Here is a 23,592-nt window from a genome sequence, read left to right as displayed (position 1 = left end):
CTGTGCAAATCTGCTGATAATATATCACTGCTTCAGCAGGTGAGATGTGTTATTAATTGTCTGAACATAAAACTTATCAAATTCATCATCATAAGACAATATATTATACGCCGTATTGCTTTGGCCCACTGACCAGACATATTCGAACGGTATATGCACCGCATAAGCCAAGATCGCTCTGTTCACAGCGCCGTGGGCCACTATAGCCAGACTGCCGCCGGAATTCTCTTTTATTGCTGCGCGTATTGCCTGCATTGCCCTGTCCTGTACCTGCTGAAAATTTTCACCTTCAGGTATGGATACCGACTGAGGATTATCAAAAAAATCCTTCATGGCATTCGGCCATTTTTTATTGATATCTTCAAATAGAATACCTTCCCATTGGCCAAAGCTCATTTCCCGCAATTTGCTGACAGGCTTCATCGTCAGCCCAAACCGTTCTGCTATCGGTTTTGCCGTACATTTTGTACGCGAAAGATCACTGCAGTATACTGCATCTATTTTTTGCAGCGGAAACTTCTCCGCCAGCAGCTGAGCCTGTTTTATTCCTTCCGGTATAAGATCAGTATCGGATTGTCCCTGAAACCGTCCCTCCAAGTTCCATGATGTTTGGCCGTGGCGGATAAGTACAATTTTTGTGAGCATAAAATATCTTCCCTCTTATGTATAATTTTATATCAGCCAGATAAAAGCGACTGTCTGTTCAGTGCACCGCAAAAATCAACAATACTAACAATTCGCTGAGTTCCGTGACCGCTCCATAAACATCACCTGTCAATCCGCCCAGCTTCGCTGTGACATGTCTGCAGAAGAGAAGGGCAAAAACGATTACCCCAAGGAGCGCTGCGGCAGCGTGATACATATTTGCGTAAGCCGCCGGCAAGAATACCAGCACAGTAATAAAAACCCAAAAGAGAGATTTTTTACCTGCATAATCAGCAAAAGCTTTACCCAACCCTTCTCTGCGAGCGTAAGGAAACAATGTAATTCCCAGCACCATGGATAACCGCGCGATCACAGGCATCAGGAACAATGCACTGCCTAATGTGTAAAATTCTGTGACTGATGCACCTGCCGAAGGATAGATAGACACGATGACAGAATATTTTCCTAACAGCAGCATGATCAATGATGTAACACCATGTGCTCCGACATGACTGTCCTTCATAATTTCCAGCATCCTGCTTTTCTCGCGTCCTGAAAGTAAACCGTCCATCGTGTCCGTGTATCCGTCACAATGAAGTGCACCGGTAGAAGCTATATTCACCAGCAGGAGCAAAAAAGCTCCTGCCAGAGGAGGTATACTCAGATTAAACACAGGCAGTACCAGCAGAAGGAAAAATGCCGCAAAAACATTTATGATCCCCAAAACAGCGCCGATCAGCGCAAAATACTTTACACTCCTGCCGCGTGCCGCCGGCGTCCATTCGGCGTCATACTTTATGGGCAGGCGTGTTAAAAAAAGCAGCCCTGTAAAAAACGAATTCAATATGTGCTACACACCTTCCCAAATAATATTATTTCTCATAAATAATGCCGAAAATAAAAAGCGTTTATTTTATTTTTACGGGTATCCCCGAAACAACAAAATATACTTCATCAGCCTTTTCAGCTGCATATTGATTACAAAAACCCGCAATATCCCGATATTGGCGGGCCAATGCATTTTCCGGCACTATTCCGGAGCCGACCTCATTTGTCACGAAAACGATAAAACCCGCATGTTTTTTTGCGGCACAGATCAATTTTTCTATCGCGCCAAAAATAATTTTCTGCCTCTGTGCCGCTTTCTTTTTCTCCATCTGCGGCATGCAGATGAGGTTGCTCATATAAACAGTCAAACAATCAAATAAAACAGCATCATATGCTGAACAATCATCAATAGCCAGCTCTGCATCGAAAGGAGCTTCCAGTGTATGCCAGTCCGCCGTCTCTCTGTGCTTCCTGTGCAATAGCACGCGCTGTTTCATTTCCTCATCCAAAATTTGCGCTGTCGCTATATAAGCCGTTTTTTTTCCATGTTTCTGCACATATGTTTCGGCAAAACTGCTTTTCCCCGAACGTGCTCCTCCCGTTACTAAAATTATTTTGCCCATAAATACCTCCAATAATTTGGCTGTTTACCTTTTATCAAATTTATGATACAGTAAATACGATTTAATCCGATTTCGTTTGGTTAGGAGTAATAATAATGCTGGTTTATTCACATATTGCCAATATCGCCGAAAAATACCAAAATAATGTCGTTGTCCTTGGCACCTTTGACGGTGTACATATAGGACACCAAAAAATAATAAAAAGAGCCACCGAGCTTGCAAAAAAAATAAAGGGAAAAAGCATCGTCTTTACCTTTTCCAATCATCCGCTGGAGATTATTGCTCCCCAAAGAGCCCCGAAGAAAATAAGCGACAATACAGAAAAAGAACACGATCTGAAAGCACTCGGCATTGATATCCTCATGAACATTCCTTTTACTGAAAAGCTCGCCAACATATCTCCTGCTGATTTTCTGAAGCTTCTGAAGGACAATCTTGCACCCAAATACATTGTGGTCGGTCCGAATTGCACCTTTGGCTACAAGGGTGAAGGAACTCCTCAATTTCTTGATGACATGGCCGCTGCATACGGTTTCATTGCGGAAATCCCGCAGGCAGCTTATATGCACAACAAGATCATCAGCAGCTCCCGTGTTCGCCATGCGCTCACCGATGGCAAGCTCGAATTGGCCAATGAGCTTCTCGGGCATCCATTCACTATCTCGGGAAAGATAGAACACGGAGAAAATCGCGGACATCAGCTGGGCATTCCTACCGCCAATGTTTATGTTTCCGAAAAATATCTCATGCCGCCTGACGGCGTATATATAGTAACGGTAACTCTAAATAACGAAAAATACGAAGGAATAGCCAATGTCGGAGACAACCCTACATTCAATATCCATTCAAGGCGTGTCGAAGTAAATATTTTTGATTTCAACAAGGATATCTACGGCGAGCATATCCAGATACATTTTTTAAAAAAATTGCGTGATGAAGAAAAATTTTCATCGATTGACACCCTGCTCACACAAATGAATATTGATATAAAAAACGCTAAAGATTATTTTATACGATAATTTCGTTTTAGTAAAATCCGCTCCTAATTGATATTACCATGATTTTTCATAATTAATTCTGATTTTCGCAGCGGCATCCTGCTTTTTAGCAGAAGTAACCGCACTCGTATCGATATCGCCATTATTCAATTCATCTATCTTATCCACATCATCGTCGTACATAGCTGCATCAGCTTCCTCGTCGTCAAGAGGCAGTGTTGTCAGCCGCACACCGACCAGGAAATCTTCCATAGAATCCAATTGCAGCAGCAGACGCTGCTGCGGTGCTGACTGAGAGTTATAGACAAAGTAAATTTTCCCGTCTACAAATTCCTTTTCGCCCTTGCCGAAAACAGACTGCATTTTATAGGGCGTGGCACCGATTTTCACTCCCTGCGGCAAAAAATATTTTCTGTCGGATACTGTTATATCTACAACTTCTCCAGTCTTTTTTGCTATACCGATCACCGTTTTATCATGATATACATAATAGTCAACCGATCTGCCGTAAACACGCCTGTTTTCACTGTACCACGGCTTGCCGAAAGAATTCTCCATTGCCGTATAAGAATCTCCCAGCTTCAGTCCATTGCAGGAAAATTCCGTGTCGGTGGGAATACTCTTCATTCCTGTCAGCAGAGCTGCCGCTGCCAAAAATACTACCGCCAATATGATCCTTATTTTCATTTTATCTGCCTCCGTATAATTTCATTTCTAAAATCAGTATAATTAAAATAAGGTTACCGGTCAATATTTTATCCGATGACTAACCTGCTCTAATGTTCCCGCTTCTGCAAGCGGTGAGTAAAGAGCGGCTAAGTCTCCATTTATTGGTCTGGCAAAGGAGTATGAAGATGTTTTCTAATGAATCAAAAGATAATTTTCCCGTTAAAATATCTGTTATTATCGCTATGAAAAACGCAGAAAAATATATATTAAGAACAATTGACAGCATCATTGTGCAGAGTCTGCCGGAAATAGAAATAATTGTCATAGATGATAACTCCGACGACAGCAGCGTAAACATAGTAAAGCAATATTATGACGGCATCGATAATGTATTCCTGTATCATAACAGAGGTATCGGCGGACCCGGCATCTGCCGCAATATAGGACTGTCCCATGCCAGAGGAGAATTTATTGCTTTTGTTGACAGTGACGACTTTATCGCCACAGAATTTTTGGAAACACTTTATAATATGGCTGTGCAGGATAATGCCGACATTGCCGTATGCGGTTATGATAAAATTACGTCAGATGCTTTTTTGCGCTCGTATGCACCTGATGCCGGAATATATTGCGGCGGCAATGCGTTCATAGAGAAGCTTAATACTATTGAGTTTGTCATCTGGAATAAAATTTACAAACATTCCTTCCTCAAAAAAAATGATATTTCCTTCAGGCTTCCCTGTTATGGTGAGGATTGGCTTTTCTCCTTTGAGGCCATGTTTCTTGCAAAAAAATATACCTGCACAAAAAAATCTCTGTATTATTATTATCAGCATTGTGATTCTGTCAGTCATAAACCCGTTGAAGCCGGCGTATTCAGCTCTATTTATGATTTTTTCATTTTTTTAGATGAATTTACCCAAAAGCAAAAGAGTCTTACTGAGAAAATGATTTCTCAAATAGAAACCAACTTCTTTTTTTCATCAATCACATGTTACATAGCACCTCTTTACGATAAAATGTCTCCTCATGAACGTCTTTTACTAAGAGATAATATTTTTTCCCGGCAGTTCGGACAGGGTGCGCTGCATATGAAAATTCTCCTGGATGCCTTCTTCACACTTTATTCTTATACTGAGCAAAGTCTAAAATATGACCGCCGGCCTGAATCGCATATATAAAAAATTATATTGATATAAGGAAAAACGCCTGTCCGCACGGACAGGCGTTAAAAGTGCTATAAAAATACCACACGGCTTCTCAGAAAAATAAAATAAGCATGCCAATAATCAAGGCACCAAGCATTGGCAAAAGATTTCTTTTGGCAATTTCTATCGGATTGACACCTGCTATACCGGCTACAATAATCGTAGCACCTGCTATAGGCGACATTGTGCGTCCCAATGTTCCAGCCAGAGTTGCAGCACTACCCATCTGCACCGGTGTCATGCCAAAGTCGGCTGCATGCGGCGTGATGGCTTCATTGAATGCAAAGGTAGCAGCATCACCCGACCCCACCAGAATAGCCAGAATAAACGGACCAATTGCGGCACATATTTTTACAATGGCCGGATTATTAAGCATTTCATCAATGAACAGTTTGACCAAGCCTATAGATGTAAGCCCTGCTACAAAAACTCCTGCCGAAATAATTATTCCTATGATGGAACCATATGCCTTGCCCATTCCATCAAAAAATGCCTGCCCTAAATCTGACGGCTTTGTGCGTGTTACGATCAAGGTCAGGATCGCGCCGATAATCATGGCCTGCGGAACTCCCATTTTAAAAATAGGAACAACATGTGTTTCACCAAGAATCAATATAACGATTGGTATTATAGGCATAACTGCAAAAAGAGGATTTACTTTAAATGAGCTGTCAATAGTCAAATTTTCGGATACATATCCTTTATCTTCTTTCATTACATGTGCGATCACTGTGATAATAATAGTAGCCACGGCTAAAGATGCCAGATTTGCCTTATAATGATAGCTTATAACATCCATGACTCCGACCCCGGCAATTTTAGCTACAAATGGGTTGTGCGCCAATCCCGGATTGAGCATGCTGCCATAGGTACCGCATTTCACAGCTGCGGCTGCCATCGCAGGATTAACACCGCCAGCCATAAGCAGAGGAACAAAAATAGCTCCCGCTGCCGCCGCAGTCCCTGCCGCACTCGGCAGTGCTATATTTACTAAATACGTACAGATAACAACTCCCGGTATCAAAAGAGGTCTGAAATTTTTCAATACTGTCGCCATAGCATTTATCAAATGCTTGTCACATCCCGTAAAGCGTACAGCCATGGCAAACCCCATTACTGAACAGACTGCCTCTATAAGCCCTGCATTAGTCATGCTCTTTGCAAACGCATTGAGCGCCGACATGGGAACACCGCCTATACCGCTCATAATAATTCCTGATCCGATCAATACGATGCGGGCATCGTATCCCTTGACGATCAAATACACAACGGCAATAACAATAATAATTCCGAGGATAGACATAAACGCCGCCATTCCCACACTCCCTTTCACCGCAACAACATCATCTAAATAAAAAGCGTGCTGCACAGCAAGCACTTCCACAAAAAGGCATATGCAATGACACGGATCAATATGCGTCATTGCATATGCCTTTAGTATCGCAACATCAACGTGCTTTCAGTCAGCAGTAATATATAACTGATTCCACTGTCAGGGCAGGCATTTTATGCCTGCAGATGATAGCAGAACAATCAGTAATGATAATATCAGTATTTTATATAATAAATAATTACAATTTGTTTGTCAATAAATTTCATATAATTATTCTTCCGTTAGCTATTGCCATTTTACATGCCAAAATATCTGCCGTTTTCAAACTTCTGGCTCTGACAGCCTGCAAAGCGAAGCATACAAAATCTCTATTCCCTGTTCTATATATGCCATTTCTGTCCACTCTGCCGGATTATGGCTGATTCCGTCACGGCAGGGTACAAAAATCATTCCTGTCGGAGCAAACTGCGCCAGATGCATCATATCATGTCCGGCACCGCTTGACATCAAATGATATTCAATATTTTTTCTTCTGCAGGAATCCTCAATGATATCGATTACCGATCTGTCCAGCTTCACCGGTTTTTCATCGGTGAGAAGTTCAAGCTTTGTTTTGATGTTTCGTTTTTTTGCCGTATTTTCTATATATTTTTTGATATGATTTACCGCAGCATCTTTTGCCTCCATATAAATGCTGCGTATATCTATGCCAAGCTCCACCTGTCCGGGGATCACGTTCATAACATTGGGAAAAGCCCTCACGATACCTACCGTTCCTACGACAGGCTGTACAGAAGCTGCCGCCGTTCTTTCCACTTCCAGGATTATTTCTGCTGCGGCACACAAAGCATCATTGCGCAGATGCATAGGCGTCGCTCCCGAATGGTCAGCCTTGCCTGTGAGCTTCAATTTCAACCGTGTCGGTGCTGCAATTCCCGTCACTATACCTATAGATTTTTTCATTGATTCCAAAACTTTTCCCTGCTCTATATGCATCTCAAGACAAGCTTTTATTTTATCCAGTACAAGCGTGTTTTTCATATTTTCCGGATCAAGACCGCGTGCCCGCAATATTTCATACAGAGATATGCCTTCAGCATCTTTGAGCTGTTTCATAGCGTTTATGCCTAGACCGCCGCATATTGCTCTGCTGCCGAGGGTGGCGACGCCGAAACGGCTTGATTCTTCGCACATGAAAACAACGATTTCCAACGGGTTATAATTTTTAAAACCTCTTTTGTCCATCAGCTTCACGGCCTCTATTGCTCCCAATACCCCCAGTACTCCGTCAAAATTCCCGCCATTCGGGACACTATCTATATGCGAGCCGCAGACCACTGCGGGAGCAGCCGCATTCAGGCCCTCTCTTCTGCCGATAATATTGCCAAATCCGTCAACACGTACGGCAAGCTTTTCCTGCTTCATCAGGTCGATTATGAACGCTCTGGCCTGCCAGTCCTCGTCAGAAAAAGCTATCCGTGTTACACCTTCACCCGGCAAAGAAAATTTTCTCATTTCTGCAAAATAAGCTTCTAATACAGTAGTTGAAATTATGTTGTCCGCCTCCCATTAGCAAAAATTTACAGCTTTCCAATAAACAAAGGAAAAAACAAGTTCATTGCTTTGCATATTTCCCCGCATATCATCAGAGGTCCTTCTTTTGCAAAAGCCCTGCCGCACACACAGCAAGTATCTTCGCCGAATAACCGAGCGCCTTTTCATCAAAATCAAAATGAGAATCATGATGGCCTGCCGCCAGATCTGCTCCTACCATCATGTAAGCACCCTCTCCGCCATTTTTCTGAACTTTTTCCATAAAGTATGAAAAATCTTCGCTGGCGCCAAATGCACAATCAGTGACTACATTATCAAAAATTCCCAGAGAATCAGCTTTATTTTTTATGTATTGTGCCAAATTCTGCGAGTTATCGGCTCCTGCAGCTCCTCCCATTTTTTTTATATCTACCTTTACATCATACATGTCCGCCGCTGCTTTAAGGATACGCAGAGCTCCATTTTCCATATAATTATTTATTTCACTGTTCGCACCGCGCGTTTCAAATTGAATCAAAGCCTTGTCACCTATGACATTACGTCCGCTTCCCGCATTAAGAGTCCCTACATTAATACGCGATGCTCCCGCTGAATGACGGGAAATAGCATGCAGATTCAACGCAGCACAGGCTGCTGCCAGAAGAGCATTGCGCCCTTCTTCCGGTGCTGCTCCTGCGTGGGCCGGCATACCGGTGAATTGAGCATCATACTTGCTTGTTGCCAAAAAACCTTTCACATTGCAGGCTATACTGCCTGTCTTTTTCATCTTAAAGCCAAAATGAGCTCCTAAAACGTAATCAACGTCATCTACATCGCCATTTTCCACCATCGCTTTGGCTCCGCGAACACCCTCTTCCGCCGGCTGAAATATCAGCTTTATTTTTCCGTTCAAATCAGCTCTTAATGCTGCAAGTATTGCGGCTACGGCAAGTCCCACTGTTGTATGTCCGTCATGTCCGCAGGCATGCATAGCCTTATCATTGACAGACGAGAAGCCTTCTTCATAAGGGCGGTGTCCTTCTTCTGTTGTCTCCAGAACATCATTTGCATCCATATCGAAGCGCAAAGCAACTGTCGGTCCGTCCTGTGAAAAAACCATTGTCCCGATAACTCCCGTCATACCTCCTTTCATTTTTTTCACCCATTCGGCGGCAGCCCCCTGAGCAACGGCTCTTTTGGCAGCTTCTGCCAATACATTCTCAGAAGGTCGCCCCATCATATAATCCTCATTGATAGCCTCACTGCCAGTTCGTACATCATAGCCAAGCTCAGTCAGTTTTTCAGCAACCAGAGATGCCGTGCGAAATTCAGTCCAGCCAGTTTCAGGATGACGGTGAATATCTCTGCGCATTTTCACCATATCTTTTTGCATTTTATCTGCAAGCTCCAGAATTTTCTCATCTGCTGTATTTCTCATATTATCCTGCTCCCTTCACTCATTACATCCATAATTTCAGTTTAAGTTATCTTTTTCTTAATTATACGCAAAGTTGACAAAAAATCCCCAGCTCAAAAATAATGTTCAGTATATCATAATTTTGAAAAAAAAACACATGCTTATACTGTTTTTTATTTAGAAAGCTATGATAAATAGGCATAATTGCATATCAGATCATTCGCTGCTTGATAGCAGCAATTTTTTTAAAGTGATAAATGTCATTTATTTTTTTGCAAAATAATGACATTATACAGCTGTATTTCTTTTAATATTTTGTTAAATTTATAATTGTAAAAAAATTATAAATGTTGCACTTATCAGAAGGGAAGTGAATAAATGTTTTATGTCATTCTAGTAAGCCACGGCAATTTTGCCTCCGGTTTGCACTCTGCCGCAAAAATGATCGCCGGTGACCGGAATAATGTTCTTTCGATCAGCTTAAAAAGTGATATGTCGGGTGATGAATATACTCATAATTTCAAAAATCTTATTTCAGCGCTCACACCGGCCGACAAAATAATAATTCTGGCAGATATAATAGGAGGCTCTCCGCTGACGATCGCACTAAAAGCATTGTCCGACAGAGGGCTGCTCGGCAGCACAAGGGCATTCGGCGGCATGAACCTGCCTTTGGCTCTTACAGTGATCCTGAGCGGGGAAAACGCTTTTAGTGAAGATCCGCAGGCACTTCTAAATGATGCTAAAGATTCCCTGCAGGAATTTATTCTGGACACTGATCAGGCAGATGAAGATATTTAAGGAGGAACTTACTAATATGTCGATAACATTTATCAGAGTCGATGACCGTATGATACACGGACAAACATGCACACGATGGGCTCTCGAATATCCATGTGACGGTCTTGTCGCAGTAAACGATGCCGCCGCCACAAATCCTGTTTTGAAGGCAGCTTACAAAAGTGCTTCGGGGAAAAAAACTTTTGTCTGGACTATGCAGGACTGGCAGAAAAAATGCCAAAAAGTATTGGACAGTGACAGTCGTTATTTTTTAATTACAAAAAATCCTGTTGATATGAAAAAAATTCTGGTAGATCAAGGATTTGACCCGGGTATAAAAACCCTGATCATAGGTCCGTGCAATGATCGTCCCGGCGCAGTTCAGCTCGGCAACAATCAATCTATAACGCAGGAAGAAGCGCAGGCGCTTGAAGATATCATGCAGGCAGGTTATGAAGTTGAATTTGCTCTGATAAAAGAAAAAGCCATAGGCAATTGGAAAAAATTCCGCGGGCAATTTGGTTTTGTATAAGACCTTTATCTTTATTTCGATACTGTCAATATCATTTTGAGCGTCATTCCTATCCATAAAATAAGACAGTTTCCTTTTCTATTTTTCTTTTATTGAAATTTTCACATTTAAGGAATAATTATATATTTTTAAATGAAAGTGTGGTAATAAAATGGAAATTAATATTCTGCAAGCCGTACTGCTCGGTATTTGCGCATGTTTATCAAGCATGCCCGGACTGGGAGGCACTACTTTCGGCAATTACACTCTCGGCCGTCCTCTTGTGGCAGGTCTCGTGGTCGGACTTATCCTCGGCGATGTCAAGACAGGCATCATCATCGGCGCCGCTATCCAAGTCATCTATATAGCGCTTGTAACCCCCGGTGGAACAGTTTCCGCAGATGTGCGGGCCATAAGTTATATAGGCATACCGCTTGCCATATGTGCCGTAAAAGGCATGGGGCTCGATCCTGATACGGCTCAGGCTCAGTCGATGGCTGCCGCTCTGGGAGCCGCAGTCGGCACACTGGGAACGGTTTTATTCTACGGTACAGCCACAATGAATCTGATTTGGCAGCACATCGGCTGGAAGGCTGTTAAAAACGGGGAATTCAAAAAATTATATCTTGTTGATATGGGACTGCCATGGATATCTCACTTCATTTTCTCTTTTCTGCCGACGGTCCTCATTACTATGGCCGGAGCAGGCATGGTAGATATAATGAAGTCATATCTGCCTATGGACGGTATTGCGATGAAGACCTTGTTCACTGTCGGCAGTCTTCTTCCCGCAGTCGGGGTCGCCATTCTGCTGAAACAGGTCGTAAAAAAAGCCGTCGACTTCATTACCTTTTTCTTTGGCTTTACCTTAGCGGCAAGTATGGGACTGAATTTGATAGCCGCGGCTATTATCGGCTCTTTTTTCGCTGTCATCAATTATAAAATAATGATGCTGCAGAGCAAAAAAACAGCTCCTGCCGGTCCTGCAAATGATGACGAAGATGAGGAGGATATCTGAGCATGAAAAATTTATCGAAAAAAACTTTGAATAAATCTTTTGTTACCTGGTTTTATGGCAATCTCACCTGTTTTTCCCAGGAACATATGCAGACATTCGGGTACTTATGTGCCATGCTGCCTATCGTAGAAGAACTTTATGAAAAAGAAGAAGATAAAAAAAAGGCCATGGATACCTACACGGCATTCTTTAATACCGAACCGCAGATAGGTACACTTGTAGTCGGCATGACAGCCGGTCTGGAAGAAGCCAAAGCCAACGGCCAGCCTATAGACGGAGAGGCTATCAACGGCATACGTGCCGGACTCATGGGCCCGCTGGCAGGGATAGGCGATTCTATGATCGTCGGTACACTTATCCCGATCCTTTTGGGGATAGGCCTGGGACTGTCAAGCGGCGGCAATCCGCTCGGTGCGATTTTTTATATAATAGTATGGAATTTTTTGATGTGGTTCGGCATGAAATTTGCATACTTCAAGGGCTATGAATTAGGCGGAAAAGCCGTTGAAATATTGGTGGGTGAAAAAGCTCAGGCTATCCGCGATTCCATCATCATGATCGGCACTATTGTCATAGGTGCGGTAGCCGCCTCATGGATAAACATTCACACATCACTCATTCTTCCGGGCGGCGGTGAATTGCAAAAGACGCTTGACGGCATTTATCCCAAGATGCTCTCCGGTGCAGCAGTAGTGTTCTGCTGGTGGCTCATGACCAAAAGAAATATTTCACCGACCATGGTAATGCTGCTTCTGGTTGTTATTGCCTTTGTCGGCGTTCTTGCCGGCTTCTTCGACCCCGGTCTTTCCTATTGATCAATCCTCCGGATCATCTTTATTTCCTATTCAGATTTGTTTAAAACTAAAGGGCGGCAGATTTTTCTGCGCCCTTTTAAGCATCTTCTGCTGCTCTCACATTCCCCTTAAAATTAGTGTTCCTTTTGCTTTTTTCAAGTATAATACATTATGAGGGAATTACTATGAAAAAAAAATACAAATTATATTCGTCCGTTTTTTTACTTTTTATCATTCTGCTGTCAATTTTCTGTCTGCGGGAAAATATATTTCTGTCTGCCGATTATTCCGCCGCACATAATGAACAACGCAGAAAATTCGGCGCAGTTTATATGACATTAAATAATCCTTTTTATGAAATAATAGACGATGAAATACGCACCGCGGTTGAAAAAAACGGTGACACGCTTTTGACCCGTGACGCGGCACTCAGCACCAATCGGCAGACAGAAGAGGTCCGGGAGCTTATAAATGACGGCATAAAGGTTCTTTTTCTTAACGCTGTTGACTGGCAGCAAATAGATCCTATTCTTGAAATGGCCCAAAAAGCAAATGTACCTGTAATAGCGGTTGACACAAATGCCGATGACAAGAATGAATCTTCTGTTGCCCTGACCATAGTTTCTGATAATTATCAGGCCGGCGTGGATTGTGCCGAACATATGCTGGCCAATCTGGCAGGTGCCAATATCGTCCTTCTTAAACACTCCCAGGCAAAATCCGCAGTGGACAGAATAAATGGTTTTACCGACACGATCAGAAACCATCCTTCTTTTAGAATCATTGACTCCGCGGAATGCAAGGGACAGCTGGAGCTGGCTATGCCGGCAATGGAAGCGCTTATAAAAAAACACAATGATATCGACGTCGTGATGGCGTTGAACGATCCTGCTGCCATGGGGGCTCTCGCCGCATTGAAAAATGCCGGGCAGCTTTCCCGTGTGAATGTTTACGGCATTGACGGTGCGCCGGAAACAAAAGAAATGATTCTTCGCGGCAATATGACCGCAACCGCAGCACAATCACCGCGCCGCATAGGACAGCTCGCGGCAGAAAAAGCATATGAATTGCTGAGCAATCGCATCGACCAAAGGTATATTAAACTGCCGACAGTATTGCTGACCTCGGAAAACATTTCACAGAATAATATTAACGGGTGGGACTGAATATGACGCAGCCAAAATTATACTCCGCTGCTGCCATGCATTATGTTCTGTATGCATTCAATGCAGCTTCAGTTTTTCTTTTAGCCATATTTATGAGCATCACCCAGACGAAGATCAATACTTCTATGTCGGCACGGCTTTTTCTTGATTCAGTCTCTGCCGTGCCATGGTCGGCAAACAAAATTATACTATTCGCTATCTGTGCCTTTCTTCTTTTACTTTCGCTGAGCATTATATACCGCCGCTGTATTTTAACGCAGAGTAAATATCGCTACATCATTCTTGCCTTGGAAATCTGCTCCTGCCTTATTGTAATGCGCAGCATCAACATGGCCTATGACGGGGTCATTCTCCTGGTGGTCGCTGATCTCATAAGCGGTTACCGCGGCAAAAATCAGCGCATAATTTTAACGGCAGCCATGTTTAGTCTTTATCTTATCGCCAGCTATAATCTGGTCGACCTGCAGCTTAAAATGATCCCTTTTGATGTTTATATTTCTTATTATAATCAATCCGTACAGGGGATTTTAAAAGCCGCCTGTAATATTCTCACTTCATTCAATATGATACTTTTCGTTATATATACGATGCTGCTGGTACAAAACCAGCACCAGGAAAAAGAACGCATACAGTCACTTAACAAGCAGCTCAATGATGCTAACGAAAAACTCAGGAATTATGCCATAGAGGCTGAGCATATGGCGGAGACCAGAGAGAGAAACAGATTGGCAAGGGAGATCCACGATACACTCGGGCATGCCTTGACATCAATTATAGCCGGCCTTGATGCCTGTCTTGCCACAATCGACGCCGCTCCTGACTTTACAAAAAAACAGCTGAAAGTCATCAGCGACACCGCCCGTCACGGTATAAACGACGTCCGGCGCTCAGTCCGCAGACTTCGTCCTGACAATCTGGAAAAACTTCCTCTAAAAAATGCCCTTTCCCAAATGATCGGGGATTTTGCCTCGGCTTCAGGTATGCATATATCACTCAATTATGACTGCTGCCCGCAGAATCTCCGCGCCGATGAGGAAGAAGTTATCTATCGTGTAATTCAGGAAAGTATTACTAATGCTAATCGCCACGGTCATGCCGCTCATATAGAAATCATTTTTTCTCAGACTGATGGATTGCTGAAAATACATATAAAGGACGACGGCACCGGCTGTGAGAATCCCATTGAAGGCTTCGGTCTGCGTCATATGCAGGAAAGACTTTCCCTGCTGCATGGCACATTGAAATATAAAAGCTGCGGCGGATTTATAATACAAGCAGATATTCCATTGAGTCGAGGAGATATTTATAATGATAAAAATAATGATAGCCGATGATCAGGAACTTATACGGGAAAGTCTAAAAATAGTTTTGAATATGAATCCTGACATGAATGTCACTGCCACAGCAGAGAACGGCTGCAAAGTAATGGAACTTCTCAAAAAAAGCCAGCCTGACGTCATACTTATGGATGTCCGTATGCCCAAGTTAAACGGTGTTCAGTGTACTAATCTTATAAAAGAACACTGGCCGAAAATAAAAATTATCATTCTCACAACTTTTGACGATGATGAATATATTTATAACGCACTGAAATTCGGTGCCAGCGGTTATCTTTTAAAAGGCGTTTCCGTTGTTGAGCTGGCAAATGCTGTCCGCACAGTGGTTAACGGCGGTGCCATGATCAATCCCAATCTTATTGCCAAGGTAGTGAAATTATTTTCCGAAATGGCGCAGAGTAATTTTGCCGTACAGGTAGAAGAAAACGGCACAAAAATTTTGACCCGCACTGAAAAAAAGGTAGTATGCCTCGTCGGCCGCGGTTTGTCCAACAGGGAAATAGCAGAAAAGCTCAATTTATCTGAAGGCACTGTCCGCAATAACCTTAGTTTTGTTCTCAGCAAACTTAATTTGCGGGATCGTACCCAGCTTGCCATCTGGGCAGTACAAACCGGTATGAGCCAACAGCTTGATACGGAAAAATGAGGCGATAAGCATGTTTCGCAATATACAGCAGAAAAACGTAAAACTTTTATTATGCATTGCTGCTCTCCTAATACTGTCAGCTCTCTTTTTTTACAATATATATGCTCAAAAACAGGAGCAGCTTGTCATCCGCCTCGGTCTTTTCTCCGGCAGCAATTGGAATGTTCCTTCCGGTGATTCCTACGCAGCTATAGATAATGCAATAAAAAATTTTGAAAATATTCATCCCAATGTAAAAATCACATATGTCAGCGGTATAAGGAAACAGGATTACGCCGAATGGCTCGCAGAAAAAGTTCTTGACGGCAGCGAGCCCGATATTTTTATGGTACTGTCCGATGATTTTAATCTTTACAGTACCATGGGCCTTTTGCAGAATCTTGATACTCTGGCCGAAAGTGATCCTTCTTTTGATACAGACGCCTATTATCCGGCGTCTCTTGATTACGGACAATATAAGCACCGTCAGTATGCTCTGCCTTTTGAAAGTGTTCCCACTCTGATGTTTGTAAATAAAACTTTATTGGCACGGGAAAATATAGCTATTCCCGAAAACGGGTGGACCTGGCAGGATTTTATCGACATATGCCGCCGTGTCACTAAGGATACTGACGATGACGGTGTTCCCGATCAATTTGGCTATTATGATTATACGTGGCAGCAGGCCGCTGCCAGCAATGGTCTGCAATTATTTCGCGATGACGGAAAATTTTCCTACTTTGCCGACAGCAAAATGGCTGAAACTTTGAAATTTATGATCGATCTAAAAAAGACCAACATGGGACATACCGTCACCGCCAAGGATTTCGATATGGGCAATGTAGCCTTCAGACCTTTCACTTTTGCTGAATACCGCACTTATAAGCCATATCCCTGGCGCATAAAAAAATATTCATCCTTTGAATGGGACTGCATTGAGATGCCCGCCGGTCCTTCCGGCAGCAACACTTCAGAGCTTAACACTCTGCTGATAGGAATGAGCAGCCGCAGCTCCCATAAAAAGATGGCCTGGGAATTTCTTAAGGAGCTCTGTTACAGCGGCAAAACACAGCGTTTTTTACCCAGTGTATCTCAGGGAGTTCCCGTAATAAAAGCAGCGGCAGAATCAGATGAAGCCAGACAGGCGCTTCTGTATGATGCTCCCGGAGATGAAAAGATGAACCTTTCCATCATAAGCAACATCATGCAGTCGGCAGTTTCACCACCCAAATTCCAAAAATATTCGCTGGCAATGCTTATGGCTGACAGTGAAATAAAAAAAATTATCGATGAAATAATTCCTTTTAATAATGCCTTGAATAAAATACAGAAAAAAATAAACGATTTTCTGCAAAATTAATATATTGTCAGTCTAAATTTAAAAAGGAGATATGCAGCATGTCATTTAAAATTGTTTTTTCTGATATCGACGGAACGCTTCTGAACTCACAGCATAAATTGCTTTCTTCTACGATAGAGGCAGTCCGGCAGCTGTACAATAACGGCATTATCTTTGTACCTGTTTCTGCACGGATGCCCAAAGCCATTGCACCGCTGATAGACGATCTGAGAATCGCAGCACCCATTATCAGTTATAATGGCGCCCTGATACTTTCTGCCGATCGCAATGTTCTTTTCAGCAAAAAATTATCGGGACAAGACTGCCGGTCTATTCTCAGAAAAATACATTCCCTGTGGCCTCAAACCATTGTCAATTATTATTGTGACGATGATTGGTATGTAGAAGATATAACCGCAGCCCCCGTCAAAGCAGAAATAAGTATTACCGGTGCCATACCTCTTGAAATGTCATTTACTGATCTGCTGACAGGCGGCATTCTTCCTCATAAGCTTTTGTGTATGTGTCCTCCCGCCGTCTGCAGTCAGATGGAAACTGTTCTTTCTGCCGCTTACGAACAGCTTACCATTATCCGCTCATCTCCTACTTTACTGGAAATAATCGATCAATCTATTTCCAAGGCGCATGCGGTAAATTTCTTTCTGAAACTGTGCGGTGTTTCTGCCGATGAGTCTATAGCGTTCGGCGACAATTACAATGACCTTGGCATGCTGGCTTCCGTCGGCACAGGAATTGCAATGGGCAATGCACCGCAGGAAATAAAGGATGCAGCCGCAAAAACAACAGCATCCAACGATGATGACGGCATCTATAATGCCTTGCAGGAACTCGGATTTTTATCCGTCTGATCGAATGCGCCGCAAGTCATTGAAATTGACAAACATAAAAAAACCACATATAATCAAAAGGAGTGTCAAGGCATCTTGACACTCCTTGTCTTATATTCCACCCGACAATATTTACAATTTGAAAACCCGGTAGGGAAACACCTGATTTATTCATAAGGGAGAGCATGATTATGGCAGAAAAACGCAGTATCTTAACTGAAGAAGGCTTAAAAAAAATTGAACAACAGCTGGAGAACTTAAAAAGCGTCCGGCGTATTGAAGTAGCTCAGCGTATAAAACAAGCCATTGATTTTGGTGATATAAGTGAAAACTCGGAATATGATGATGCAAAAAATGAGCAGGCTTTCATAGAGGGCGAAATACTCCGTTTGAGAAAAGTTCTTCGTGAAAGCGATGTAATCCATGAAACCCGGGGAGATGGCAGCGGCATTATCCGTCTTGGCAATAAAGTCGTCATTCGTGATCTCGAATTTGATGAAGATGAAACATACACTATAGTCGGTTCGGCCGAAGCTGATGTAACCGACGGCAAAATATCCAATGAATCACCTGTTGGATCATCTATTTTGGGGCACAAAATCGGCGATACCGTAAATGTAAATGTTCCCGCCGGAGTGCTGAGATACAAAATAATTGAAGTAAAATAAAATGGAGGCTATAAATTGGCTAGACAGCAGACACCAGAAACACCACAGGATATAAATGAACTTGTAAAAGTGCGCCGCGATAAAATGCAGGCGTTTATTGATAAAGGCATAGAACCATTCGGCCGCAAATATTCCGTTACACACCATGCCCAAGATATATTGGCCAATTTTGATGCACTAGAAGAAAAAACCGTACACATCGCCGGACGGCTCACTGCTATACGCGGACACGGCAAAGCCAGTTTTGCCGTACTTGCTGATATTACCGGCGATATACAAGTGTACTTTAAGCTTGATGTTCTTGGTGAAGATCAGTATGCCAATTTCAGACTGCTTGATATAGGCGATATTATCGGTATAGAAGGAACTGTATTTAAGACGCACCGCGGTGAAACCACAGTAAAAGTTACCGGCTTCAGCATAGAGGCAAAATCACTTCGTCCTCTGCCCGAAAAATTTCACGGTCTGAAAGATGTTGAAACACGCTATCGCCAACGATATCTCGATCTGATCGTAAACCCGGATGTAAAACGTACTTTTATATGCCGAACAAAAATCATTCAGGCAGTACGCCGTTTTCTTGACAGCAGAAACTTTCTTGAAGTGGAAACACCCGTTATGAATTCTATTGCAGGCGGTGCCAATGCGCGCCCTTTCATAACGCATCATAATGCTTTGGACATGGATATGTATCTTCGCATCGCAACGGAACTATATCTTAAGAGGCTCATTGTCGGCGGTCTTGAAAGAGTATACGAAATCGGCCGCATATTCAGGAATGAAGGTGTTGACAATCGCCACAGTCCTGAATTTACCACTGTTGAAACATATCAGTCCTTCGCTGATTACAATGAAGTTATGGATATGACCGAAGCTTTGATTGCAAAGGTAGCAGAAGATGTACTTGGCACGACATCAATTACATATCAGGGGGCTGAAATTGATCTTAGCAGTATTCGCCGCGTTACTATGGCAGATGTGGTCAAAGAGGCTACCGGCAAAGACTTTTCATCAGTAACTGCCATCGAACAGGCACGTTCCTTCGCGGAAGAATTAAAAGTTCCGTATGAACAGCATCATGGTATCGGTGAAATAATGTATCAAATATTTGATGAAAAGGTTGAGGAAACACTGATTGCTCCTACATTTGTCACTCAATATCCGACCGCTGTATCTCCGCTTTCCAAACGCAATAAAGAAAATCCCGACTTCGTCGATCGTTTTGAGCTGTTTATCTGCGGACGTGAACTTGCCAATGGGTTCTCCGAACTAAATGATCCCATCGATCAGAAAAAACGTTTTGTCGACCAGCAGAATCAGCGCGAACATGGTGATGATGAAGCACATATGATGGATGAAGACTTCATTACCGCACTGGAATACGGACTTGCTCCTACCGGTGGACTCGGCATCGGCATTGACCGTCTGGTGATGCTGCTTACCGACAGTCCTTCAATACGTGATGTTATCTTATTTCCTCATATGAAAACTAAGCCGTCAGAACAATAAATAAAAAAGGGGCTGTGACAAAATGAGAAATCATTTTGTCCACAGCCTCTTTTTCTACACAGTTTGAGGCAACAAGCGGGCAATTACTGAAAAAAGGGCATACAACCCCTTTCCCCATAAAAACTGCTTTTCTACAGTTTATGCGGCTTTCTTCAAACGTAGTCTTTTATTGTGGTATTTATAAAGATTGTGCCCGATGGAAACCAGGAAAATCTCTAAACGTACTTGTTTCATGCCTTTTCGAACGATTCTTTTATACCAGCGGTTATTTTTCATGATGCCAAAAGTGCCTTCAGATTGAATCGAGCGATTCATTCGAAGAAGCGCGCCTTGAATGCTTTCTAGGTTATCCACAACTTCTTGGTGTATAGAAGTTAGTTCCTGATTAACTCGTATCGTCCTATTTTTATCTGTCTTCTTGCACTCGGAGGCATACGGACAGTCCCTGCAATTTTCACACTGGTAAACTTCTTCCTGACGTCCGTATCGATTCCCTTTTACATTTTGTCTGTATTGCAGATGAAATGCCTGTCCGGCCGGACAACGCAGTGTGCCTTTTTCGTCAATCTTGAAATTCACTGCCCGAAACGGATTATCTCGATACTTTGCGTCAGTAGTTTCTTTCTTGTACATAGTAAATTTCATATACTTTTCCATACCGTGTTGCTCACAGTAAATATAATTGTTGTATGAACCATATCCTGCATCAGCAACTGGATACTTTGGATAAAATCCGTAGGTATTATGAAATTTCTCCAGTAAGGGAACAAAACAATCCATGTCTGCACGGTATTGATTTACATCAGCTACAGCTATGTATTCATCTGCAATACCAAATTGAATGTTGTAGGCTGGCAGGAGCTGGTCGTTGCCCATATAATCTGTCTTGATCCGCATGAATGTCGCACAGTGATCTGTTTTGGAATAACTGTTCCGGTCTGGACCACAAATGGTTATCTTTTCAACATATTCTTTGAGTTTCGCTGTATATTCCTGAAGCCGTTCGTAATAGCTCTGCTGGGGTGTTTTTCGATGGCCTTTTCCATGGACAAATTTTGTTTCATCTATTTCATAGATTTTGGCATACCGATCCGTTACTTCACTTAGGTACTCAGGAACGTATTCGGAATTCGTATCAATTTTGATGCCAAAGCTGGCAAGATCGTCGTTGATTTCATCGAGTAATCCCGTGACTTTTTCAAAAAGTCTATATCTAGATTTTTCAGTCGCTTTCTTCCATACCCAGCTATATTTATTAGCATTTGCCTCAAATTTCGAACCGTCAATATACAGATGGCTCAAATCCACATGATCTTTGGCAAAAATTTTATTGTTGATCTCGCTGAACAATTCCTCAACCGATGGTTTGAGCATAGTTTCGATAAAATAGCCGAACGTGCGATAAGATGGAGTCTCGTGTTCCATGAGATACATAAAGCGAAGATTGACTTTACAGCAATCTTCGAGTTCGCGAAGCGAGATATATCCATTTGTCATAAATCCAAATAAGATTGTTTTCAACATGCTGGTCGGGTTGTACCTGATGCGTCCGGTAACGTGTTCCGGAACATTTTTCAGGTACTTCTCCAAGTCGATTCCCTCCATGAATCTGTCGAAAACCAGCACAGGATCACAAATATCCAGAAAATCCGAAATAAATAGTGGCAAAACTGCCTGTTTTGTTTTAAAATAATTGATGGTTGAATTTTTCATTAGACACGTAAAATTTTACCACAAAAAGAGGATCACCGGCTCTTTCGAGCCAGCGATCCTCTTTTGTTTTTATAGGAGTGTTATTTCACAGCCCCTTTTTTATTGCACATATTGCTTTAAATCAGCCTTTGCCAACAGGGAAGCCATTAGATCTTTCGTCAATGCATCCACTGTTCCCTGCAGTGAATAAGTATCATTATAAAACTTCTGCCCGCTGTACTTGATATATCTGTCGGTCTGCCGATCATAAATAAAAAGCTGCACTCCCACACGGCTCATCAGATAAGGACCGTCTTCAAAGAAATACGTTGTGTCCTGAGAAATAAAATTTACTCTGGCGCCGATTAAAACGTCAGCATCCAGTATATTGGACAGCTGTATCATCCCCTGCTTCTGCAGCGCATCCGATCTCGTTTCCGGCATTTCCTGAAGAGCACCGGCAATTTCGTTCACATTGAGGTACACCGCCTTTTTCAGAATACCATTAAGCGGAATATGCAAAGCATTATTAATGCTTTTATAAATATACCTGCTGCTTTCCTGATATTCGCTGATATCACCGAATGCAGGCATAACAGCTATTCTCACCGGCGGCTTTTCTTCTGCCGATGCATCTCCCCGCCAAAACAGGATCAATATTAAAAGAATCGGTAATGTAACAACAACCATACATTTTTTCATAAACCCACCTCGGCTCCGAAAGCATCATCAAAAGCCGAATAGCTGCCGATATATTCGTTAAAATAACACTTTCAGTTTATTAATTTCTTCTAAAATAAATATTTTTTCTTAAAAAGTATTGCAATATAGTCATCTATATGTTATTATAATATCCGTTGCTGATGCTGACCCTGCATTATGTGAAATGCATATAGGTTTTATGGGGCAAGTATACAGTATAGTGGCGCCTTCGTCAAGCGGTTAAGACACCGCCCTTTCACGGCGGGTTCATGGGTTCGAATCCCATAGGCGTCACCAATAATATGGGCGATTAGCTCAGCTGGGAGAGCGCTTGCCTTACAAGCAAGATGTCAGCAGTTCGATCCTGTTATCGCCCACCAACGGCCCGGTAGTTTAGCTGGTTAGAATGCCGCCCTGTCACGGCGGAGGTCAGGGGTTCAAATCCCCTTCGGGTCGCCATTTTTTGTTATCCCCTTTTAAGCTAAAAAGCTTAAAGCAGATATATAGGATGCCTCGGTAGCTCAGTCGGTAGAGCAGGGGACTGAAAATCCCCGTGTCAGTGGTTCGATTCCGCTCTGAGGCACCATTTTTATTTTGGTGTTTTAAAATCAATTTTATCTGATTTGATCAACATGCGGGTGTAGCTCAATGGTAGAGCCCTAGCCTTCCAAGCTAGTCACGTGGGTCCGATTCCCATCACCCGCTCCATATAAAGATATTCGCCGGGGTGGCGGAACTGGCAGACGCACGGGACTTAAAATCCCGCGAATAGTAATATTCGTACCGGTTCGATTCCGGTCCTCGGCACCATCTTTTACTTTAATATGCGGCCGTGGCGAAACGGCAGACGCGCTAGCTTCAGGTGCTAGTAGGGGCAACTCTATGGTGGTTCAAATCCACTCGGCCGCACCAATAATATTTTATACCCTTTCCACTTTTGTTTTATATGCGGTCGTGGCGGAATTGGCAGACGCGCTACTTTGAGGGGGTAGTGATCACAAGTCATATGGGTTCAAGTCCCATCGACCGCACCAATATTTGACTATACACTGAAATCTTATGATTTCGGTTTTTTTTATGTTTATTTTTTTATATTTCAACCTATTATTGCAAAATCAATATCAATATACTAAAATATAAGGAGCTGTAAAAAGACCATATATTATTGGGGAGGTTTTATTATGAAAAAATGGATTTGTTCCGTTTGCGGATGGATTTATGACGAAGAAAAGGGCGATCCTGATTATGATTTGGCACCTGGTGTTCTGTTTGCTGATTTGCCCGATGATTTTGTCTGCCCGTTATGCGGTGTAGGCAAGGATCAGTTTGAGGAAGAACAATAACACTAT

The 23,592-nt window shown here is 42.6% G+C and carries 23 protein-coding genes and 8 tRNA genes; 22 read left to right on the top strand and 9 right to left on the bottom strand.

The window, feature by feature from the left end:
* Positions 1 to 24 precede the first annotated feature (24 nt).
* The 3 genes from I6758_RS02415 to cobU form a co-directional block, all read right to left on the bottom strand.
* Positions 25 to 645 carry a histidine phosphatase family protein gene (locus I6758_RS02415; RefSeq protein ID WP_196603608.1) on the bottom strand — a complete coding sequence of 207 codons (621 nt, stop codon included), beginning with the start codon at positions 643 to 645 and terminating at the stop codon, positions 25 to 27.
* Positions 646 to 703: 58 nt separating this feature from the next.
* Positions 704 to 1,489 (bottom strand): adenosylcobinamide-GDP ribazoletransferase, encoded by a 786-nt coding sequence (gene cobS / locus I6758_RS02410; protein WP_196603607.1) that lies wholly within the window; start codon positions 1,487 to 1,489, stop codon positions 704 to 706.
* Positions 1,490 to 1,553: 64 nt separating this feature from the next.
* Positions 1,554 to 2,096, bottom strand: coding sequence for a bifunctional adenosylcobinamide kinase/adenosylcobinamide-phosphate guanylyltransferase (gene cobU / locus I6758_RS02405; protein ID WP_196603606.1), 543 nt, complete (start codon positions 2,094 to 2,096; stop codon positions 1,554 to 1,556).
* 95 nt (positions 2,097 to 2,191) lie between these two features.
* Here cobU and I6758_RS02400 point away from each other — a divergent pair, with 95 nt between their 5' ends.
* A complete protein-coding gene (locus tag I6758_RS02400; RefSeq protein WP_196603605.1) occupies positions 2,192 to 3,115 on the top strand; it encodes a bifunctional riboflavin kinase/FAD synthetase in 924 nt (307 codons plus the stop codon).
* A 33-nt stretch (positions 3,116 to 3,148) separates the two neighbouring features.
* Here the strand turns inward: I6758_RS02400 and I6758_RS02395 are convergent, their stop codons facing one another.
* The gene (locus I6758_RS02395) at positions 3,149 to 3,781 is read right to left on the bottom strand and encodes a hypothetical protein (protein ID WP_196603604.1); all 633 of its coding nucleotides are present in this window, start codon (positions 3,779 to 3,781) and stop codon (positions 3,149 to 3,151) included.
* 167 nt (positions 3,782 to 3,948) lie between these two features.
* On the opposite strand from I6758_RS02395, the gene I6758_RS02390 reads away from it, so the two are divergent.
* Positions 3,949 to 4,944 (top strand): glycosyltransferase, encoded by a 996-nt coding sequence (locus tag I6758_RS02390; RefSeq protein WP_196603603.1) that lies wholly within the window; start codon positions 3,949 to 3,951, stop codon positions 4,942 to 4,944.
* A 79-nt stretch (positions 4,945 to 5,023) separates the two neighbouring features.
* On the opposite strand, the gene dcuC is transcribed toward I6758_RS02390, so the two are convergent.
* The 3 genes from dcuC to I6758_RS02375 form a co-directional block, all read right to left on the bottom strand.
* Positions 5,024 to 6,274 carry a C4-dicarboxylate transporter DcuC gene (dcuC, locus tag I6758_RS02385; protein WP_196603807.1) on the bottom strand — a complete coding sequence of 417 codons (1,251 nt, stop codon included), beginning with the start codon at positions 6,272 to 6,274 and terminating at the stop codon, positions 5,024 to 5,026.
* A 351-nt stretch (positions 6,275 to 6,625) separates the two neighbouring features.
* On the bottom strand, positions 6,626 to 7,855 hold the full coding sequence (locus I6758_RS02380) for a M20 family metallo-hydrolase (RefSeq protein ID WP_330998015.1): 1,230 nt from the start codon (positions 7,853 to 7,855) through the stop codon (positions 6,626 to 6,628).
* Positions 7,856 to 7,949: 94 nt separating this feature from the next.
* Positions 7,950 to 9,275, bottom strand: coding sequence for an amidohydrolase (locus I6758_RS02375; protein ID WP_196603601.1), 1,326 nt, complete (start codon positions 9,273 to 9,275; stop codon positions 7,950 to 7,952).
* A gap of 357 nt (positions 9,276 to 9,632) precedes the next feature.
* On the opposite strand from I6758_RS02375, the gene I6758_RS02370 reads away from it, so the two are divergent.
* The 11 genes from I6758_RS02370 (at position 9,633) to lysS (ending at position 19,849) form a co-directional block, all read left to right on the top strand.
* Positions 9,633 to 10,055 (top strand): PTS sugar transporter subunit IIA, encoded by a 423-nt coding sequence (locus I6758_RS02370; protein WP_196603600.1) that lies wholly within the window; start codon positions 9,633 to 9,635, stop codon positions 10,053 to 10,055.
* Positions 10,056 to 10,071: 16 nt separating this feature from the next.
* Positions 10,072 to 10,566, top strand: coding sequence for a PTS system mannose/fructose/N-acetylgalactosamine-transporter subunit IIB (locus I6758_RS02365; protein WP_196603599.1), 495 nt, complete (start codon positions 10,072 to 10,074; stop codon positions 10,564 to 10,566).
* A gap of 151 nt (positions 10,567 to 10,717) precedes the next feature.
* Positions 10,718 to 11,563: a PTS mannose/fructose/sorbose/N-acetylgalactosamine transporter subunit IIC gene (locus I6758_RS02360; RefSeq protein ID WP_196603598.1), complete on the top strand. Its 846-nt coding sequence runs from the start codon at positions 10,718 to 10,720 to the stop codon at positions 11,561 to 11,563.
* 2 nt (positions 11,564 to 11,565) lie between these two features.
* A complete protein-coding gene (locus I6758_RS02355; RefSeq protein WP_196603597.1) occupies positions 11,566 to 12,378 on the top strand; it encodes a PTS system mannose/fructose/sorbose family transporter subunit IID in 813 nt (270 codons plus the stop codon).
* A gap of 164 nt (positions 12,379 to 12,542) precedes the next feature.
* Positions 12,543 to 13,523: a sugar ABC transporter substrate-binding protein gene (locus I6758_RS02350; RefSeq protein WP_196603596.1), complete on the top strand. Its 981-nt coding sequence runs from the start codon at positions 12,543 to 12,545 to the stop codon at positions 13,521 to 13,523.
* Positions 13,524 to 13,525: 2 nt separating this feature from the next.
* On the top strand, positions 13,526 to 14,857 hold the full coding sequence (locus I6758_RS02345; protein ID WP_231038467.1) for a sensor histidine kinase: 1,332 nt from the start codon (positions 13,526 to 13,528) through the stop codon (positions 14,855 to 14,857).
* Positions 14,832 to 15,506, top strand: a complete 675-nt coding sequence (locus tag I6758_RS02340) for a response regulator transcription factor (RefSeq protein WP_196603595.1) — start codon at positions 14,832 to 14,834, stop codon at positions 15,504 to 15,506. The genes I6758_RS02345 and I6758_RS02340 overlap by 26 nt, the downstream gene beginning before the upstream one ends.
* 10 nt (positions 15,507 to 15,516) lie before the next feature.
* A complete protein-coding gene (locus tag I6758_RS02335) occupies positions 15,517 to 16,845 on the top strand; it encodes an ABC transporter substrate-binding protein (RefSeq protein ID WP_231038466.1) in 1,329 nt (442 codons plus the stop codon).
* Between the two features lie 38 nt (positions 16,846 to 16,883).
* Positions 16,884 to 17,693 carry a Cof-type HAD-IIB family hydrolase gene (locus I6758_RS02330; protein WP_196603594.1) on the top strand — a complete coding sequence of 270 codons (810 nt, stop codon included), beginning with the start codon at positions 16,884 to 16,886 and terminating at the stop codon, positions 17,691 to 17,693.
* A gap of 170 nt (positions 17,694 to 17,863) precedes the next feature.
* Positions 17,864 to 18,340 carry a transcription elongation factor GreA gene (gene greA, locus I6758_RS02325; RefSeq protein WP_196603593.1) on the top strand — a complete coding sequence of 159 codons (477 nt, stop codon included), beginning with the start codon at positions 17,864 to 17,866 and terminating at the stop codon, positions 18,338 to 18,340.
* Positions 18,341 to 18,355: 15 nt separating this feature from the next.
* Positions 18,356 to 19,849 (top strand): lysine--tRNA ligase, encoded by a 1,494-nt coding sequence (lysS, locus tag I6758_RS02320; protein ID WP_196603592.1) that lies wholly within the window; start codon positions 18,356 to 18,358, stop codon positions 19,847 to 19,849.
* Between the two features lie 138 nt (positions 19,850 to 19,987).
* Here lysS and I6758_RS02315 read toward each other — a convergent pair whose 3' ends face one another.
* Together I6758_RS02315 and I6758_RS02310 are read right to left on the bottom strand one after the other, a co-directional pair.
* On the bottom strand, positions 19,988 to 21,517 hold the full coding sequence (locus I6758_RS02315) for a transposase (RefSeq protein ID WP_196603591.1): 1,530 nt from the start codon (positions 21,515 to 21,517) through the stop codon (positions 19,988 to 19,990).
* A gap of 144 nt (positions 21,518 to 21,661) precedes the next feature.
* Positions 21,662 to 22,243, bottom strand: a complete 582-nt coding sequence (locus I6758_RS02310; RefSeq protein ID WP_196603590.1) for a hypothetical protein — start codon at positions 22,241 to 22,243, stop codon at positions 21,662 to 21,664.
* Positions 22,244 to 22,465: 222 nt separating this feature from the next.
* Between I6758_RS02310 and I6758_RS02305 the strand changes: the two genes are divergently transcribed.
* The 9 genes from I6758_RS02305 to rd all read left to right on the top strand — a co-directional run bounded on the left by I6758_RS02305 (position 22,466) and on the right by rd (position 23,586).
* Positions 22,466 to 22,540 (top strand) — tRNA-Glu (locus tag I6758_RS02305).
* Between the two features lie 7 nt (positions 22,541 to 22,547).
* A tRNA-Val gene (locus tag I6758_RS02300) sits at positions 22,548 to 22,623 on the top strand.
* 2 nt (positions 22,624 to 22,625) lie between these two features.
* Positions 22,626 to 22,702, top strand: a tRNA-Asp gene (locus I6758_RS02295).
* Positions 22,703 to 22,753: 51 nt separating this feature from the next.
* Positions 22,754 to 22,829, top strand: a tRNA-Phe gene (locus I6758_RS02290).
* A gap of 48 nt (positions 22,830 to 22,877) precedes the next feature.
* Positions 22,878 to 22,951, top strand: a tRNA-Gly gene (locus I6758_RS02285).
* Positions 22,952 to 22,964: 13 nt separating this feature from the next.
* Positions 22,965 to 23,053 (top strand) — tRNA-Leu (locus I6758_RS02280).
* A 16-nt stretch (positions 23,054 to 23,069) separates the two neighbouring features.
* Positions 23,070 to 23,155: transfer RNA gene (locus I6758_RS02275), tRNA-Leu, on the top strand.
* 36 nt (positions 23,156 to 23,191) lie between these two features.
* Positions 23,192 to 23,277, top strand: a tRNA-Leu gene (locus I6758_RS02270).
* Between the two features lie 147 nt (positions 23,278 to 23,424).
* Positions 23,425 to 23,586, top strand: a complete 162-nt coding sequence (rd, locus tag I6758_RS02265; protein ID WP_196603589.1) for a rubredoxin — start codon at positions 23,425 to 23,427, stop codon at positions 23,584 to 23,586.
* Positions 23,587 to 23,592: the final 6 nt, after the last annotated feature.

Source organism: Pectinatus haikarae (assembly GCF_015732185.1).
GTDB lineage: Bacteria > Bacillota > Negativicutes > Selenomonadales > Selenomonadaceae > Pectinatus > Pectinatus haikarae.
Note: the sequence above shows the minus strand (reverse complement) of the source record. Positions and strands in the feature narration are given on the sequence as shown.

Excerpts from the sequence above, each read along its gene's own strand:
- I6758_RS02400 (WP_196603605.1), top strand. The coding sequence starts at position 2,192 with ATGCTGGTTTATTCACATATTGCCAATATCGCCGAAAAATACCAAAAT.
- I6758_RS02335 (WP_231038466.1), top strand. The coding sequence starts at position 15,517 with ATGTTTCGCAATATACAGCAGAAAAACGTAAAACTTTTATTATGCATT.
- rd (WP_196603589.1), top strand. The coding sequence starts at position 23,425 with ATGAAAAAATGGATTTGTTCCGTTTGCGGATGGATTTATGACGAAGAA.
- I6758_RS02355 (WP_196603597.1), top strand. The coding sequence starts at position 11,566 with ATGAAAAATTTATCGAAAAAAACTTTGAATAAATCTTTTGTTACCTGG.
- I6758_RS02350 (WP_196603596.1), top strand. The coding sequence starts at position 12,543 with ATGAAAAAAAAATACAAATTATATTCGTCCGTTTTTTTACTTTTTATC.
- I6758_RS02395 (WP_196603604.1), bottom strand. The coding sequence starts at position 3,781 with ATGAAAATAAGGATCATATTGGCGGTAGTATTTTTGGCAGCGGCAGCT.
- dcuC (WP_196603807.1), bottom strand. The coding sequence starts at position 6,274 with ATGTCTATCCTCGGAATTATTATTGTTATTGCCGTTGTGTATTTGATC.
- I6758_RS02310 (WP_196603590.1), bottom strand. The coding sequence starts at position 22,243 with ATGAAAAAATGTATGGTTGTTGTTACATTACCGATTCTTTTAATATTG.
- I6758_RS02340 (WP_196603595.1), top strand. The coding sequence starts at position 14,832 with ATGATAAAAATAATGATAGCCGATGATCAGGAACTTATACGGGAAAGT.
- I6758_RS02390 (WP_196603603.1), top strand. The coding sequence starts at position 3,949 with ATGTTTTCTAATGAATCAAAAGATAATTTTCCCGTTAAAATATCTGTT.
- I6758_RS02365 (WP_196603599.1), top strand. The coding sequence starts at position 10,072 with ATGTCGATAACATTTATCAGAGTCGATGACCGTATGATACACGGACAA.
- I6758_RS02360 (WP_196603598.1), top strand. The coding sequence starts at position 10,718 with ATGGAAATTAATATTCTGCAAGCCGTACTGCTCGGTATTTGCGCATGT.
- I6758_RS02345 (WP_231038467.1), top strand. The coding sequence starts at position 13,526 with ATGACGCAGCCAAAATTATACTCCGCTGCTGCCATGCATTATGTTCTG.
- cobU (WP_196603606.1), bottom strand. The coding sequence starts at position 2,096 with ATGGGCAAAATAATTTTAGTAACGGGAGGAGCACGTTCGGGGAAAAGC.
- I6758_RS02330 (WP_196603594.1), top strand. The coding sequence starts at position 16,884 with ATGTCATTTAAAATTGTTTTTTCTGATATCGACGGAACGCTTCTGAAC.
- greA (WP_196603593.1), top strand. The coding sequence starts at position 17,864 with ATGGCAGAAAAACGCAGTATCTTAACTGAAGAAGGCTTAAAAAAAATT.
- I6758_RS02415 (WP_196603608.1), bottom strand. The coding sequence starts at position 645 with ATGCTCACAAAAATTGTACTTATCCGCCACGGCCAAACATCATGGAAC.
- I6758_RS02375 (WP_196603601.1), bottom strand. The coding sequence starts at position 9,275 with ATGAGAAATACAGCAGATGAGAAAATTCTGGAGCTTGCAGATAAAATG.
- I6758_RS02370 (WP_196603600.1), top strand. The coding sequence starts at position 9,633 with ATGTTTTATGTCATTCTAGTAAGCCACGGCAATTTTGCCTCCGGTTTG.